The organism is Candidatus Accumulibacter cognatus (assembly GCF_000584975.1).
GTDB classification, from domain to species: Bacteria; Pseudomonadota; Gammaproteobacteria; order Burkholderiales; family Rhodocyclaceae; genus Accumulibacter; species Accumulibacter cognatus.
The window spans coordinates 37,496-53,274 of record NZ_JDST02000040.1 but is presented as its reverse complement, the minus strand read 5'-3'; the positions used below and the strand labels follow the sequence as shown (position 1 = coordinate 53,274).

Genomic DNA, 15,779 nt, shown 5'->3' with positions numbered 1-15,779 from the left:
TCCTTGCGCTCAGTAGGCGGCGAACAGCGTCAGATGCTCGATCACCGGCCCCAGAGCCAAAGCGGGGACGTAGTTGAGTGCGCCGACCAGCACCACGGTGCCGATCAGCAACACGACGAATAGCGGGCCATGGGTGGGCAGGGTGCCGGCCGATGCGGCAATGCGCTTTTTTGCGGCCAGTGCACCGGCCAGCGCCAGCACCGGCACGATCACGCCAAAGCGGCCAAACCACATGGCGATGGCCGTCATGACGTTATAGAACGGCGTGTTGGCGGAAAGCCCGGCGAAAGCGCTACCGTTGTTGTTGGCTGCCGAGGTGAAGGCGTAAAGGATCTCCGAGAAGCCGTGCGGTCCCGGATTGGCGATGCCGGCCAGGCCGTCCGCCGTGATCACGGCGGTGGCGGTGCCGACCAATGCCAGGAAGGGAGTGATGAGAATGGCGATGGACACCATCTTCATCTCGTAGGCCTCGATCTTCTTGCCCAGGTATTCCGGCGTGCGGCCGATCATCAGGCCAGCGATAAACACCGCCATGACGGCAAACAGCAGCATGCCGTAGAGACCGGATCCGACCCCGCCGAACACCACTTCGCCGAGCATCATGTTCCACAGAGGCACGAAGCCGCCCATGGGCGTGAAGGAATCATGCATGGCATTGACCGCACCGCAGGAGGCCAGTGTCGTGAGGGTGGCGAATAGCCCGGAGTCGGCGGTGCCGAAGCGTGTTTCCTTGCCTTCCATATTGCCGGCGCCGATATCGACGCCGAGCCTGCCGAGCAGCGGATTGCCCGCTTGCTCGTAGTGCATGGCGATGACGGCCATGACCACGAACATCAGCGTCATCGCCGCGAGTACTGCCCAGCCCTGGCGCGTGTCGCCGACCATGCGGCCGAAGGTCAGGCAGAGGGCGCCAGGAATCAGGAATATCGTCAGCATCTGCACGAAGTTGGACAGCGGCGTCGGATTCTCGTACGGATGCGCCGAATTGGCGTTGAAGAAACCGCCGCCATTGGTGCCGAGCATCTTGATCGCTTCTTGCGAGGCGACCGGACCCATGGGCAGCGTCTGCGTCTGCGTCTCGGCAGGTTCAGTCAGTGCATTGCCTTGGTCGTCCCTCAGCGCTTGACCGTCGGGACCGGTCCTGGGGTTTTCGTACTTCGTGACTTCGAGAGTCGTGATGTCCTGGTAAGGGTCAAAGTTCTGGATCACGCCCTGACTGACCAGAAAGATGGCGAAGACGAAGGCAAGCGGCAGCAACACGTAGAGCGTGATGCGCGTCAGATCCACCCAGGGGTTGCCAAGGGTCTTGGTGGCGTGGCGCGCGAAGCCGCGGATCAAGGCAATGGCGACGACCATGCCGGTTGCGGCCGAGAAAAAATTCTGCACCGTGAGACCCAGCATCTGGGTAAGGTAGCTCATGGTGGACTCGCCGGCATAGCCTTGCCAATTGGTATTGGTGGCGAAACTGATGGCCGTGTTGAAGGACGAATCCGGACTGACGTTGGCCATTGCCTTCGGATTGAGCGGCAGCCAGATCTGTAAGCGTTGCAGGCCATAGACGCCCAGGACGCCAAGGACATTGAAGAGTAGCAGGGCGAGAGCGTACTTGAGCCAACCCATTTCCTCTTCCTTGTCGACGCTACACAGGCGGTAGAACACGGACTCGATGCCGCCGCCAAGCCGTAACGCCAGGCTGCGGCCTTCCATCACATTGGCGATGTAATTGCCGAGAGGTTTGACCACTGCCATGAGAATGGCCACATAAAGCCCCAGGAGAAGCCAGGCATGGTGGCTCATGAAAAGTCTTCCGGATGGAGGAGCGCCGCGATCAGGTAAACGAGCAGCGCGACCGCGACGACGGCGCTAATGATCTGGGAAATGCTCATATCGTTCCCCCAAGCCGGGCGCAACCGACGCCAAACGCTGCCATCAGGACGAAGAACAGAGCAATCCCTGCAAGATAAATGAAATCCATATTCGCCTCCATGTGGATGTCTTTGACATCGAGAATGATAGGCAAGCAGAGTTCAAGATTCTGAAAAACCGGGGGGGCTGGCTATTAAATTTCGGTAAACAAATGGGGGGGTCGCTACTCCGATGGCGTGTGGTCTCTGCGTTGCAAAGGCACGGTCCCAAGGCATTGGCTCACCATCCGTGGTTCAATGCTTGATCGCGCCATGATCAGTGAGCGTTGGCGGCGGTGGTGGTGCCCCCATCTCTGCGGATGGCTGCACGACCCGAGCAGTTACTGGACTGGTGAGGGTGTTTTCGCAATGTTCTGCTGAAGAAAGCCGACTCGAGCGTGAGAGAAGCCGTGAGTGTGCTCACCGTCAACGGTGCTGACCTGCTGTTTGATCCATGTTGTTGGCTCGCGGCCCCTTCGGACCATACATCTGTTCGAAGGCCTCGGCCGCTTTTTTGACCGACCCGAAGAAATCCCCGCGGCCGATTTCCTCGGAAAGTCCAACCTTGGCAAGTTCTTCGAGGAATGGCCGTGGCGCATCGGCAATCTTGATGTCAACCCCGTCCTCGGCCAGCTCCCGGTGCAATTCGGCAAAGCGTTGAGCAGCGGTGACGTCCATGTCGTGAATCGCCTGTGCGTCGATCACCAGCCACTTGACCGGATGATCGGCCTCGTCGACCAGTGTCCGGATGCGCGTCATCACATGCCGAGCATTGGCAAAGATCAACGGTGCGTAAAGCCTATAGACCAGCAGGCCAGGGACGCTTTCTGCCTCTTCGTCACCCATGCAATGGTGGAACTTGCCGTCGCTGACCAAGCGGCGAAGAACTGCATCGTCGGGACGTGAGACTTCTACGAGCACCGAAATCAGCGATAGCAGCAAACCGAGAATGATCCCCGGGACCACCCCCGCGATCAGGATTGCCAGGGTCACACCCATGGCAATGCCGAACTCGACCCGATCAATCTTGTACAGGCCTGTGAGCGGCGCCACTTCCAGCATCCCGAAAGCGGTCACGATCAGAATCGCGCCAAGCGCCACCTTCGGCAACAAGGCAATCAAGCCGGTCAGAAAGAACAGGAACAGCAGCAAGCCCACCGCGACCAGCAACTGTGCCACCTGCGACTTGCCACCGGCCGAATCGACGATCGAGGTCCGTGACTGGCTGGCGGACACTGGAAAACCTTGCCACAAGCCGGCCAGGATGTTTGCTGAACCAAGTGCCACCAGTTCGCGATTCGGGCGAACTTCATAGCCATTTTTTTCGGCGAAGGTCTGTGCCAGGAGAATCCCGTCCGAAAAGGCCAGAAAGGCGATCGCGACCGCGGCCGGGGCAAGCGCCGAGATATCCGACCAATGAAACGTCGGGATCGTCAGGCTGGGAATACCCGAAGGCACGCTGCCGACCAGCGCCACCCCGTAGCTGCCGAGGTCGAAGGTGAAAGAGACGGCGATCGCTACCGCGCAGACTGCCAGTGCGCCGGGGACGCGAGGAAACCACCGCGCAAGTCCGATCAGCAAGCCAACCAGCAAGACGCCGAACACAAAGGTCGGCAGATGCGTCTGCGCCAATTGCGCAATGATCGTAAAGACCAATTCGAAGAATTCCTCACCCTCGGTCTTGATACGGAACATCTTGCCAAGTTGGGTGGCGATCAGGACCAGCGAGGCACCGTTGAGGTAACCGATCAACACCGGGCGCGACAACAGGTCGGCAATGACGCCCAGCTTGAGGCGTGCGGCGAGCAGCAACACCCCCCCTGAAAGTATGCCGAGGACGGCTGCGAGGGAGACGATACGCGCCGGATCGCCTGCCGCCAGCGGCAGGATCGCCGAACCGGCCAGCAGTCCGATGGCGGCATCCGGTCCGGCGATGACGTGACGTGAACTGGAAAACAGGGCATAGCCGATGGCCGCCGCGAGCGCCGCGTACAGTCCCGTAATCGGGGGCAGGTGGACCAGTTCGGCATAGGCGATGACCGACGGAATCGACACGATACAGGCCGAAAGCCCGGCGATCGCATCCTTGCTGAGCCAGGCCAGCCGATACTCTCTCAGGGTCGAGAGCAGCGGCAGACCAGACAGCAGGTACTTGAGAAAATGCGCAGGATTCATCGGCGTAGCTCCAGGCAGAATGGCGAAGTATGGGAAACCCAGCGATTTCCCGCATCGTTCGGGGGGAAGTCCCGACCCCCATCAACAATGAACGCAGCCCGCTGCCTGAACAGCACCCGCCATCCAAAGATCGTGGCAACGATCAGGCTGCTCAGCAACAGGTTGATGACGAGTTTCATTTTCTCGCCCGGTTCACGGCTTCAGACCGTGCTGAAGCAGAGATATTTGATCTCGAGGTATTCGTCGAGCCCATGCTTTGATCCCTCGCGGCCGACGCCGGACTGTTTGACACCGCCGAAAGGGGCCACCTCATTCGAGATCAGACCGGTGTTGATGCCAATCATGCCGTATTCGAGCGCTTCGCCCACGCGCAGGCAGCGCGCGACGTCGCGGGTATAGAAATAGGCGGCGAGACCAAACTCGGTATCGTTAGCCATATTGATCGCCTGTGCCTCGCTCGAGAACCTGAACACCGGCGCCACCGGACCGAAGGTCTCTTCGCGTGCGATACGCATTGCCGGCGTTACGTCGGCCAGTACCGTCGGTGTGAAAAAATGGCCGCCGAGCCCGTGCCGGCTACCGCCGGTGAGCACGCGCGCGCCGCCGGCGACGGCATCGGCGATATGTTCCTCGACCTTGGCCAGCGCTGCGGCATCGATCAGCGGTCCCTGCAGAGTGCTTTCATCACAGCCCGGTCCGACCTTGAGCGACTGCACGCGCCTGCTCAGCTCTTCAACGAAGCGATCATAGATCCCGTCCTGGACCAGCAGTCGGTTGGCGCAGACGCAGGTCTGACCAGTGTTGCGATATTTGGCGACGATCGCTCCTGCGACCGCTGCGGTGACATCGGCGTCGTCGAAAACGATGAACGGCGCATTGCCGCCAAGTTCAAGCGAGAGTTTCTTGATCGTCGGCGCGCACTGCGCCATCAACAGGCGACCAACCTCGGTCGAACCGGTGAACGAGAGCTTGCGGACCACCGGGCTGGCCGTCAGCGCGCCGCCGATTGCCGCCGGGTCGCCGGTCAGTACATTGAACACCCCTGCCGGTAGCGCCGCGTCGTGCGCCAGACGCGCCAGGGCCAGTGCCGTCAGCGGCGTCTGCTCGGCGGGTTTGACCACCACCGTGCAACCGGCGGCAAGCGCCGGCGCGACCTTGCGGGTGATCATCGCCAGCGGAAAGTTCCAGGGTGTGATCGCCGCACAGACCCCGACCGGCTGGCGAATGGTCAGCAAGCGCCGATCATTGGCCGGACTCGGAATCGATTCGCCGTAGGCGCGCTTGCCTTCCTCGGCAAACCATTCGACAAAGGCGGCGCCGTAAGCTACTTCGCCGCGCGCCTCGGCAATCGGCTTGCCACACTCGGCGGTCATCAGCTGCGCGAGATCCTCGGCGTTGGCGACGATCAGTTCATACCAGTGGCGCAGGACGGTCGCCCGCTGCTTCGCCATCTTTGCCTGCCAGGCCGGCAGCGCCGCGGCCGCGGCGGCGATCGCGCGTGCCGTCTCGGTGGCCGTCATCCAGGGTACTTCACCCAGCGTTTCGCCACTTGCCGGGTCCCGGACGGTAAAAGTGCGGCCGTCGTCGGCGGCTTCCCAGCGACCATCGACATAGCAGTTCGAGCGCAGCAGGCGCGGATCGGTCAGGTGCATGGCTTTCCCCGGTAATAATCTTGAGGGCTACAGTTTATACTGTGCAGCATGCGTGTCCACCTGCTCATCGCCGGCTTCTTCTCTCTGCTGCTGGCAGCCTGTGCCAGCAAGCCGCCTGCGCCACAGGCGCCGGCGCATCAACCTGCCGAGCGCCCCCCGGCGAGCAGCCCCAAAGGCAACGACGTGGTGCTCTTTGCGCTCAGTCTGCTCGACACCGGCTACCGTTTCGGCGGCAAGAACCCGGAAGCGGGTCTGGACTGCAGCGGTATGGTGTCGTACATCTACGGACGCGCGGCGGGGCTTCGGGTCAGTGGCAGCGCCGCCGACATCGCCCGCCGGGGTCGTCCGGTCGAACGTGCGGGCCTGCGCCCCGGCGACCTGGTCTTCTTCAACACCCGCAACGCCGCTTTCTCGCATGTCGGGGTGTACATTGGTGATGACCGTTTCATTCACGCGCCGTCGAGCAACGGTCGAGTGCGCATCGACCAGCTCGGCGCACGCTACTTCGCGCAGCGCTTCGAGACTGCGCGCAGCTACTTCGACTAGGAAGCGCTCACCACTCGCATGGACCCCAAATCTTTCGTTGACTCTGCCGTATTGTTGCTGGTCGTCGCGGCGGTTGCCGTCGCGGTGTTCCGGCATTTCGGTCTCGGCTCGATCCTCGGCTTGCTGGTTACCGGCGTCATCGTTGGACCGCATACGCCAGGGCCTTTCATCACCACCGAGGTCGAAGGTGTGCGGCATTTCACCGAACTCGGCGTCGTGCTGCTGATGTTCCTGATCGGCCTGGAGATGAAGCCTCGCCGTTTGTGGGAGCTGCGGCGCACGCTGTTCGGGCTCGGTTCGCTGCAGATCGTCGTCTCGGCGCTGGCCATCGCCGCCTATTTCAAACTCTTTCAAGCGAACTGGTCGACCGCCCTCCTGATCGGCAGCAGCTTCGCACTGTCCTCGACCGCGTTTGTGGTGCAGATGCTCAGGGATCAGGGCGACATCGCCAGCCGGCACGGTCAGACCGCATTCGCCGTGCTGCTGATGCAGGATATCGCGGTGGTACCGCTGCTGGCATTGGTTCCGATCCTCGCCGACAGCAGCGCGCTGGCGACGGAAATCCCCTTGTGGAGGCAGATTGGTCTGGCAGTCGCGATGGTGGCAATGGTGCTCATCGGTGGGCGCTACCTGCTCCCCCGGGTTCTCGATCATCTGGCCCGCACCAACAACCGCGAGGCTTTCCTGCTGACGGCCATGGCCTCGGTGTTCATTGCCGCGATGGCCATGGAACATGCGGGCATGTCGATGGCTCTGGGGGCATTCCTGATCGGGATGATGCTCTCGACTTCGCGCTACAGCATTCAGATCGAGGCCAGCATGGAACCTCACAAGGGTCTGCTGATGAGCCTGTTCTTCGTTGCCGTCGGCATGTCGGTGGACGTCGGTGTGCTGACGCAGCATCCATTCGAGTTTGCCCTGCATGTTCTCGCAATCATCACCCTCAAGGCGATGGTGCTCTTCGTATTGTGTCGGTGCTTCGGCTCTGGCCGCAGCACCGCCTTGCGGGTCGCATTTCTGCTCGCACAGGGAGGTGAGTTCGGCTTTGTGCTGTTCGGTTCCGCCAAGGCATTGGGCGTGATCGACGATTTGATCTTCGTGATGGCCGTGGCGATCATTTCCGTCACCATGCTCTTCACTCCACTGCTGGTAAAGCTCGGGAACTGGCTGGCACGACGTGTAGAGGATGCGCCGGCAGGAATTCACGACCGCTTCCGCCATGCCGCGCAAGGAAAGGAATCCGGTGCCCGGGTGGTGATCGGTGGGTATGGTCGCGTCGGCCACACGGTGGGTACCATCCTGGCCAGTAGCGGTATCTCCTGCATCGCTTTCGACACCGACGCGGTACTGGTCGCCAAATGGCACAGCGAAGGTCATCCGGTATTCTATGGTGACATCGGTGACCCGGAATTGCTCGCCACCTCGCCAATGCAGGGAGTCGATCTGGTGGTCCTGACCATCGACGACCCGCACGCTGCTGTTCGTGCAGCGGCGATGATCCGCTCGCACGCGCCGGAAGTCACCATCGTCGCGCGCGCCCGTGACCTGGCAAGCTGCGAGGCTCTGCTGCGAGCCGGTGTCAACAAGGCCTATCCCGAACTTCTGGAAGCCAGCCTGCGTCTGGCGGCGGAGGCTCTGGAGGCTCTCGGCACTTCCACCGAGGATACCGCCCTGCTGCTGCGCGGTGTGCGCGATACCGATTATGCGCTGGTGCGTGAGAGCGAGGAGTAGCCAGCTCTCCAGACAGGGGCAAAGCGCGCTAATATTGGCTAATCAACCTGCCCCGCGAAACTACACGCCATGTTTCCCGTGCTCCCGATCCGTTACGTCGAACCCGTCTACCGGCCACCGAGTGAAGCCGAATCGCTGATCCTGCCGTTAACCGACGGCTGCTCGTGGAATCGCTGTACCTTCTGCGAGATGTACACCGCGCCGCAGAAGCATTTTCGAGCGCGTGACGAAGCCGAAATACTGGAGAGCATCGAGCGTACCGGCGAACGTTTCGGCAGCGCAATCCGGCGCGTTTTTCTCGCCGACGGCGATGCACTGGTGCTGCCGACGCGCCGCCTGCTCAAGGTCCTCAACGCCATCCGCAAACACCTGCCGGCTGTTCGGCGGGTATCGAGCTACTGCCTGCCGCGCAACCTGAGGAAGAAGTCGGTTGAGGAACTGGGCGAACTCGCTGCAGCCGGCCTGACAATCGCCTATGTCGGCGCCGAGTCGGGCGACGACGAGGTACTGGAAAGAGTCGACAAGGGCGAGACCCATGGCTCGACTCTCGATGCGCTGAACAAACTCAGGGCGGCCGGCATCCAGCGCTCAGTGATGATTCTCAACGGCCTTGCCGGCCCGGATCTCTCTCTGCGGCACGCCGACCATTCGGCACGTCTGGTCAATGCCACACAGCCCGAGTATCTGGCGACGCTGGTCGTCAGCTTTCCGCTCGGTGAGGAGCGCTTTCGTGGTGGCTTTCCGGACTGGCGGGCACTCAGCCAGCACGAACTGTTTGTCGAAATGGAGCATTTTCTTGCCGGGCTGGAACTCGAACGGACGGTGTTTCGCAGCGACCACGCTTCGAACTGGCTGGTTCTCAAGGGAACGCTTGGCGCCGACAAGGATCGCCTGCTGCGGCAGGTGCGCGACGCCATCGCCAACCCGCAGGCCGCAGCACTGCGTCCAGCATGGGCACGAGGGCTGTAGTAGATGGCGACCGATTACCAACGCTGCGCCGAACTGATCCGGCAGGCCGACGGCCTCCTGATCACCGCCGGTGCCGGTATCGGCGTGGATTCGGGCATGCCCGATTTTCGTGGTCCGCAGGGTTTCTGGGGAGCTTATCCGGCGCTCGGACGAGCCCGCATCGCCTTTGGGGAAATCGCCAATCCAGCGGCCTTCGCATCGCAGCCTCGCCTGGCCTGGGGTTTCTACGGACATCGACTGCAGCTCTACCGTCGCACGGTTCCGCACGAAGGTTTCCAGATCCTGCGCCGGATCGGTGAGTGCCTGCCGCATGGCGCCCACGTATTTACCAGCAACGTCGACGGACAGTTCCAGAAAGCCGGTTTTGCTGAAGATCGCGTCAGCGAATGCCACGGATCGATCCACCACCTGCAGTGCCTCGACGGCTGCCATGACGGCATCTGGCCGGCAAGGGAGTTCGACCCCGAAATTGACGAAGAGCAGTGTCTGCTGATTTCAGAATTTCCGCGCTGCCCGCGCTGCCGGGGAATTGCCCGGCCAAACATTCTGATGTTCGGTGACTGGGGATGGCGCAGCGAACGTAGCGACGTTCAGGAAGCAGGTCTGCGCGCCTGGCTTCGACAGGTCGGGCATCCGTTGGTCATCGAGATTGGCGCCGGCACCCGCATCCCGACCGCACGCCGAATGAGCGAGCGGGTCAAAGGCCAGTTGATCCGTATCAATCCGACCGAGCCGCAGCTACCGGACGGCAAAGGCGTGTCGATTGCCGCTGGTGGCCTGGCAGCGCTACGTGCGATTGCTGCTGCCTGTCTGCTCTAACGGTGGTCGGTCATCATCAGTAGCCGGCCTGCACCGCGATACTCAGCCAGAACGCCTTGTCCCCCAGCAGGCCAATGTCGGGAGAGATCGACGGCAGCAGATACCAGACCTTGTCATTGGCGGTGGCCACGTAGGCGTTGGAGCCGGCGTAGTAGCGGAAGGTATAGCCAGATGCCACGCCGGCCTGGCCGTGCGAAGGCGAAAGATACTGCGGATACGCTGCCTCGAGATAGTTGAAGATGCGATCCGAATCGCTCTGAGCAAAGAGGGGTGGGAACTCAGTCACATCGGTCAGGCGAAGCACATGCTCGCGCAGGATGGTGCTGCCGCTGAAGTTGACCACCGGCAGATTGGTAAAAGCGCCACCGGCATTGACCGTGCCCAGTGCCGCTATCCTGTCCACAACGGCCATGCCTGGCGTGGTCACCCGGCCAAACACCGTGAAACCGCCATTCTGGGTGTCCAGGTTGGCCGCGTTGTTGACCAGATTGAAGAAAAACTCGCTGGTGGCACTGTTAGGGTCACCACCGAGCTTGGCCATCGCCACCGTGCCGCGCACATTTGAGCGTGCGACGCTGAATTCGTTGACCACCGGAGGAAAGGTGGTGATGTGGCCGGCATAGCCGCTGGCGGGCCACGCATACCCGCCCAACTGCACGACGAAACCGGGTATGCTGCGGTGGATGAAGTTGTCCGTGTAGGCGCCGCTGCGTACATAGCTGAGGAAGTTGGCCACCGTCTTCGGTGCAGCGGTGTCGTAGAGTTGGATGTCGATCGCGCCCTGCGTGGTGTGCAATCGGACCATCGTGGATTGAGCCCACACAGTGGTCGCCAGGGCAAGGCTGACGATGGCCAACAGGCCTGGACGCAGCAGACGCAGAATGGTGTTCATGGGCAATCATTGACCGGGTAGCTGGAAACGCGAATTATCCTGTCACCCGCCAGGAAACTCAACCTCAACTCAGTGGATCGGTTCTGCCAGGGAGTTCTGCCCCAATCTCATACCGCAAAGACATGCCAGGTTCGGAGTGTCCGGTTTTTTTCGAGCGGCGCGAACAGGCGATCGATGTTAGGAGGTGTGCCCGGATTGGCACGCGCGTATTTGACATGCAAGGTCCTGATCAGCTTCCTTATTGAGCGCTTTTACACCACTTTCCGAGAAGCTACCCGGTTCTACCCGGAAAGTGCAGAAGATGCATAGGGAGCGTTAACAACCGGATAGGCCGGAGCACAGCCGATCCCCATGCTACACTCTCGCGCCATGACGCCAAGGAGTGTGCCAAGCACGTTTCAGAGGAAGGCTCTACTGCCAATGGGTATATTCATTCGGAGACTATATTTCGTCGCAACCTGTCACAGCACACCCGCCACTGCTACCTTGCGCAGCGCCTGTGGATGAACCCGTGAAAACCATCCCTGCATGAACGATATACCCATTCCCGAATACATCACCTCTGTTACCGAGGTGACCTGGGGCATCGTGCTGGTCGCCGCGACCATGGCCGTGCATGGGTTCGGCATGATCCTGACGATCGATATAAGCCGTACCCTAGAGCACAGGGCGAATGGCACGCATTCCTTCCTTTGGGGGCTCGGCAACATCATTCTTGCAAGCTGGCTGATCATGCTGGTGCATCTGCTCGAGATCGCCGTCTGGGCAGCTTTCTTCGTCATCACAGGGTCCATTCCCAAGTTTGGCACGTCGTTCTATTTCGCGCTCCTGGAATACACTACTCTGGGCAGCAGCATCAGTTTGTCTGACGAATGGAATTTGCTTGAAGGCATGATCGCCATTGCCGGCTTGATGACTTTTGCCTGGTCCACCGGTGTCCTGTTCACCATCGTGCAAAGTTTTCAGAATCGCCAACTCGAACTCATCGAGGCTCGGCGCGAGAGGCGACAGGAGATTCTGGCGTCGTCTGCACATCGTCGATCAGGAGAAACGGGCGGGCAGAACACGCCTGGCTTCGATCGGCTGCCGAGCGCCATACAGCGACTTCGGCAAGCCGATCTCGTCGGCGTGCGTTTCGCCTCGCACATCTTTATCGCGAGTGGCACGCTTTGGTTGTTGCTGCAGATGGGTATCGGGACCAATCCGATCTGGGCAATCAGCGCGATGATCGCCGTGAGCGATCCGAACATGCACGAGGCGATGGCCACTTTCCGTGGACGGATTTTCAATACCTTGCTTGGCTGTACCGTCGGCTTGCTGTTCCTGGTCATCGGCAGTTCGAGCCAGTGGAAGCTGCCGCTGGCCATGGCGGTGACAGTCCTGCTCTCGACCTACGTCGTTCGCGTACCGGCGATGTGGCGTCAGGCACCGATCACTGCTGCGCTGGTGATTGCCTCGGGGCTGATGCATCATTCCAAGGAAGTCGGCATAGAAGACGGCTTGATGCGCGTGATCGAGGTCCTGCTCGGTTGCATTGTTGGCCTGTTTTTCACTTGGCTGATGTCGAGAATCTGGCCGGTGCGCGTTGCCGGCAAGGCAAGCGGTGCGTCAGCACCATGATGCTTCATCAAGTTACCCGCGATCGGGGGTTTAGTAACGTTTTTTTACAATAAAGGGACCAAGCGAAATGGCGAACCAGGAAAACGGCACGATGCAGAAATCTGACGAAGGCATGGGTGACAAGCGGTTTCTCCAGCTCAAACAGGGCAAGTACTCGGACGGTCATCCGCTCGACGAGGTGCAGTATCTCGAGTGCAAGCTGATCCTGAAACCCGATCGTTTCGTCTCTGCAAAAATATTCTTCGAGTACGGAGAACTCGCGCGTCAGACAGCGAAAGAGTTCGGGATTGGTTTTTCAAACAAGGGGGTGACCCTAAAGCCACAGGTGCGGGAGGTCGAGTTTTTTGACACTGCCGACTTCCGCCTTTATAACAATGCGTTCATCCTGCGGCAGCGCGTCACCTACGAAGACGGTTTTCCCGCAGGGGAACCGGAGATCGTCTTCAAATTCCGCCATCCGGATATGCAGACGGCCGCGGACCTGGACGTGCGGCCGCAGATTGCCGGCCACTATCGGATCAAGTTCAAAGCAGAGGCGCTTCCGTTGAAAGATCAGGTCGGGTCGTATCGCCTGCTGTTCTCACACAACGCGCAATTCCCCCTGAGCCAGGAACCTGAAAGCGCACACGCTTTCCTGAGCGGTCTGGCGCGGATGTTCCCGGCTTTGGACTCCCTGAAGCTTGCAGGCGACGACCAGTTGGCGCTGGTCAACGGCGCGATCGTCGAGGAGATCCTGCAGGACCTCGGAACCTTCGATTTTGGCCACGGGGTTACCGCCGACGCCAATATTGCGATCTGGCGCGAGCGCGGTACGCACAAGCCGCTCTGCGGTGAGTTCGCATTTCAGGCCAAGTTCACTCGCCAGGACGAACTGCACGAGAAGGCCATGCAACGCTGCCGTCAGTTTTTCATTGCACTGCAAACGACCGGTCGCGACTGGCTGTCCCTGGGAACAACCAAGACCGGGCTGGTGTACCGGATGAACGGCAATCCGCCGCAGGCTCACGAGTAACACAGCCCATCCAGGAAAGTGAGGGTAATCTGGGGTTCCGCGACTGCCGCGACCGTACGCATTGAGCCGCACGCAAGGCGGGCCTTTCGAAGGGCCCTCGCCGGTTTCACGACAGTTCTTGGGTTGATGGATCGGCCGCTTTCGCCGGGCTCTGCGATCAGGATTGAATGTCAACGGACCTAGAACTCCATCGCATCGGCGAAGGCCAGCGCCTGTATCTGGGCGCGATTGAAATCTGTGGCGGTCAGTCCAAGCATGGCTGCCTGCTCTGCGATCACCTCGCCATCATTGCCCTCGCTGGCCAACGCCAGATCGAGAAAAGGCTGATAGCGACCGCCTCTGCCGAGCAGGGCATCACAGATCGGTTCAGGCAGGCGCATTGCTTCGAGCACATGCTCCATGCCGACGCCGAGCAAGGCGTCGAGCAAAGAGAAAGCGCCGGTGATGAAGAGATTGTCGTACTCCGACTTGTCGACCAGACCACTGGCGAGCAACTCCATCAGGCGCGCTCTGAGCAGGGCGGTATACATCAGCGCGGGCGCCATCGGGTCCTTGCTTGCTGTCGATAACAGCAGGGACAACCAGCGGTTGAGCTTGTCGTAGCCGAGCATGCTGACGGCGTGCCGGAACGACTGGATTTCACAAGACAGGCCGAAACCGGCTGAATTGATGTAGCGCAGCAATTTGTACGAAATTGCGACATCGAGCTTGAGCGCGTCTTCGATTTCCCGAATGTCGGCATTCTTGCGAACCAGGTTGAGCACCCGTACGATGTTCGCCTGCCCGGCACTGAGCTTCTTTGCCGATACACCGCTTGGCGAGGTGAAAAACCAGCCGGCAGCGGCAGTCATTCCCGCATCGATGCAAGCCCGGAAATCCTCGGGGGTATCGACATTGAAAGCAATGCCAATACCGAGCGAGCGTGTCCGGGCAGCGAGCAGCTTGAGTTGGGATGGCGTGAAGCGGTGTGCGTCGAAACCGATAAAGCGGTATGGCAGACCGATCGTCAAGGCCTGCGCCGCTTGCGGATCAAAATGCAAGCATACCGTCGGCTGCCAGGTCTCCAGCGCGGCAATCAGGTCCGGTCCATGCGGGCTGAGCAGGGTTGCAGCAGAGAATTCGAGGGTCGCGTTTTCCGGGGTCGTCCAGTCGAGCAGGCTGGCATCACAGCTGCTGCCGCAACTGATGAACACCGGCTTTCCTCCCGGTGGCCAGACCTCGGCTAGCGCGCTGAGGGCACTCACTGCGTCCTGCATGCTGCCGCCATTGCCCAGATGCAGTGTCAGACGGGTGGCGATGATTCGGCTCTGGCGATTGACCAGCGCTTGGCGGGACATGAACACTTCATTCATCTGAGGCAACCCTGGTGTCGGAAGGATGGCTCGTAGGCAGCACACGATTCGCCCTCATTGCCGCCAGCGTATCGGCAGCAAAGTCGAAGGAGTCAGCAAAGAACTCCTCTGCCGGCAACTGGCAATTGGTCAGAAAATCTTGCCTGGCGGCGGTCACCATATCCGGTGAACCACAGACATAGGCCTGGTAGTCAGCAAGCCAGGGGTGATCGGCCATGGCCACTGCATGCACCAGACCACGTCGACCCGGCCAGTGTTCTGCGGACGGCGAGTCAGACAGGACCGGCGTGAAATGAATATGGGGATGCTGCACAGACCACTGTTCGGCAAGGGCCAGAAGGTAAAGGTCGGCGCGACAGCGCCCCCCCCAATAGACGTGCATGGGCCTGGTGCATGCTTCCGCGATGGCATGTTCGACAATCGCCTTGATCGGTGCAAAGCCGGTGCCGCCGGCAACCAGCAGCATCGGTTTCCGGGAGTCCTCGCGCATGAAGAAGCTGCCGTGTGGCCCGCGCAGGCGTAGCAGGTCTCGTTCCTTCATGGCTTCGAAGACGTGTCTGGTGAACTGGCCGCCTGGTACCTGCCGAACATGCAGTTGAAGAAAGTCGTCCGCATGCGGTGCGTTGGCCAGCGAGAACGAGCGGTGCCGGCCTTCCTTGAGTAGAATGTCCACGTATTGGCCGGCGAGAAACTGCAGGCGCTCACTGGCGGGCAGTTTGAGGTCGATGATGATCACGTCCGGGGCGGCGCGCGTGAGCTTGTGCACACGTGCCGGCAAGGTTCTGATCGGAATATCCTCAGTCGAGCGGATTTCCCGGCTCTCCAGGCACAGGTCGCTTCTCGCCATGGCGCAGCAAAAGAGGGCAAAGCCGGCCTGGCGGTCGGCCTCACTGAGCACCTCGAGCTGGGCTTTGCCGTGCGCCAGTTCGCCGCTCAGGACTTTCCCCCGGCAGGTGCCACAAACCCCATCCCGGCAGCCGTACGGAAGACTCAATCCCTGACGCAGTGCGGCGTCGAGAATTGTCTCGTCAGGCTCGGCGTGAAAGGTGTGCCGGCTTGGCTGAACACTGACCTGAAAACCCATTGACTCTCCACGGATGCCTGAAT

15 protein-coding genes are annotated in these 15,779 nt (G+C 60.8%); 6 read left to right on the top strand and 9 right to left on the bottom strand.

Going from position 1 to position 15,779, the window contains the following annotated elements:
• Nucleotides 1–9: 9 nt before the first annotated feature.
• The 6 genes from kdpA to AW06_RS08260 form a co-directional block, all read right to left on the bottom strand.
• Nucleotides 10–1,797 carry a potassium-transporting ATPase subunit KdpA gene (gene kdpA / locus AW06_RS08280; RefSeq protein WP_034948521.1) on the bottom strand — a complete coding sequence of 596 codons (1,788 nt, stop codon included), beginning with the start codon at nucleotides 1,795–1,797 and terminating at the stop codon, nucleotides 10–12.
• Complete coding sequence (gene kdpF, locus AW06_RS08275) at nucleotides 1,794–1,886, bottom strand: K(+)-transporting ATPase subunit F (protein ID WP_034948519.1); 93 nt, start codon at nucleotides 1,884–1,886, stop codon at nucleotides 1,794–1,796. Before kdpF ends, kdpA begins: the two co-directional genes overlap by 4 nt.
• Nucleotides 1,883–2,020 carry a hypothetical protein gene (locus tag AW06_RS20195; protein ID WP_273704518.1) on the bottom strand — a complete coding sequence of 46 codons (138 nt, stop codon included), beginning with the start codon at nucleotides 2,018–2,020 and terminating at the stop codon, nucleotides 1,883–1,885. The genes kdpF and AW06_RS20195 overlap by 4 nt, the downstream gene beginning before the upstream one ends.
• A gap of 310 nt (nucleotides 2,021–2,330) precedes the next feature.
• On the bottom strand, nucleotides 2,331–4,079 hold the full coding sequence (locus tag AW06_RS08270; RefSeq protein ID WP_273704517.1) for a SulP family inorganic anion transporter: 1,749 nt from the start codon (nucleotides 4,077–4,079) through the stop codon (nucleotides 2,331–2,333).
• Nucleotides 4,076–4,258, bottom strand: coding sequence for a hypothetical protein (locus AW06_RS08265; RefSeq protein WP_034948516.1), 183 nt, complete (start codon nucleotides 4,256–4,258; stop codon nucleotides 4,076–4,078). The genes AW06_RS08270 and AW06_RS08265 overlap by 4 nt, the downstream gene beginning before the upstream one ends.
• 21 nt (nucleotides 4,259–4,279) lie before the next feature.
• A complete protein-coding gene (locus AW06_RS08260; RefSeq protein ID WP_034948513.1) occupies nucleotides 4,280–5,731 on the bottom strand; it encodes an NAD-dependent succinate-semialdehyde dehydrogenase in 1,452 nt (483 codons plus the stop codon).
• A 48-nt stretch (nucleotides 5,732–5,779) separates the two neighbouring features.
• On the opposite strand from AW06_RS08260, the gene AW06_RS08255 reads away from it, so the two are divergent.
• The 4 genes from AW06_RS08255 (at nucleotide 5,780) to AW06_RS08240 (ending at nucleotide 9,796) form a co-directional block, all read left to right on the top strand.
• Entirely contained in the window at nucleotides 5,780–6,277 is a 498-nt protein-coding gene (locus AW06_RS08255; protein ID WP_034948510.1) for a C40 family peptidase, read from the top strand.
• Nucleotides 6,278–6,295: 18 nt separating this feature from the next.
• Nucleotides 6,296–8,008 carry a cation:proton antiporter gene (locus tag AW06_RS08250; protein ID WP_034948507.1) on the top strand — a complete coding sequence of 571 codons (1,713 nt, stop codon included), beginning with the start codon at nucleotides 6,296–6,298 and terminating at the stop codon, nucleotides 8,006–8,008.
• A gap of 69 nt (nucleotides 8,009–8,077) precedes the next feature.
• Nucleotides 8,078–8,977 carry a radical SAM protein gene (locus tag AW06_RS08245; protein WP_034948503.1) on the top strand — a complete coding sequence of 300 codons (900 nt, stop codon included), beginning with the start codon at nucleotides 8,078–8,080 and terminating at the stop codon, nucleotides 8,975–8,977.
• Nucleotides 8,978–8,980: 3 nt separating this feature from the next.
• Entirely contained in the window at nucleotides 8,981–9,796 is an 816-nt protein-coding gene (locus tag AW06_RS08240; protein WP_034948500.1) for a Sir2 family NAD-dependent protein deacetylase, read from the top strand.
• Nucleotides 9,797–9,812: 16 nt separating this feature from the next.
• Here the strand turns inward: AW06_RS08240 and AW06_RS20190 are convergent, their stop codons facing one another.
• On the bottom strand, nucleotides 9,813–10,688 hold the full coding sequence (locus AW06_RS20190; protein ID WP_138677564.1) for a peptidylprolyl isomerase: 876 nt from the start codon (nucleotides 10,686–10,688) through the stop codon (nucleotides 9,813–9,815).
• A 528-nt stretch (nucleotides 10,689–11,216) separates the two neighbouring features.
• Between AW06_RS20190 and AW06_RS08230 the strand changes: the two genes are divergently transcribed.
• Together AW06_RS08230 and AW06_RS08225 are read left to right on the top strand one after the other, a co-directional pair.
• The gene (locus tag AW06_RS08230) at nucleotides 11,217–12,308 is read left to right on the top strand and encodes an FUSC family protein (protein WP_034948497.1); all 1,092 of its coding nucleotides are present in this window, start codon (nucleotides 11,217–11,219) and stop codon (nucleotides 12,306–12,308) included.
• Nucleotides 12,309–12,399: 91 nt separating this feature from the next.
• Nucleotides 12,400–13,320 carry a hypothetical protein gene (locus tag AW06_RS08225; RefSeq protein ID WP_246148416.1) on the top strand — a complete coding sequence of 307 codons (921 nt, stop codon included), beginning with the start codon at nucleotides 12,400–12,402 and terminating at the stop codon, nucleotides 13,318–13,320.
• Nucleotides 13,321–13,499: 179 nt separating this feature from the next.
• Here AW06_RS08225 and AW06_RS08220 read toward each other — a convergent pair whose 3' ends face one another.
• Both AW06_RS08220 and AW06_RS08215 read right to left on the bottom strand, forming a co-directional pair.
• The gene (locus tag AW06_RS08220) at nucleotides 13,500–14,672 is read right to left on the bottom strand and encodes an HDOD domain-containing protein (RefSeq protein WP_034948494.1); all 1,173 of its coding nucleotides are present in this window, start codon (nucleotides 14,670–14,672) and stop codon (nucleotides 13,500–13,502) included.
• On the bottom strand, nucleotides 14,665–15,756 hold the full coding sequence (locus AW06_RS08215; RefSeq protein WP_034948491.1) for a CDP-6-deoxy-delta-3,4-glucoseen reductase: 1,092 nt from the start codon (nucleotides 15,754–15,756) through the stop codon (nucleotides 14,665–14,667). The genes AW06_RS08220 and AW06_RS08215 overlap by 8 nt, the downstream gene beginning before the upstream one ends.
• Between the last annotated feature and the right edge of the window lie 23 nt (nucleotides 15,757–15,779).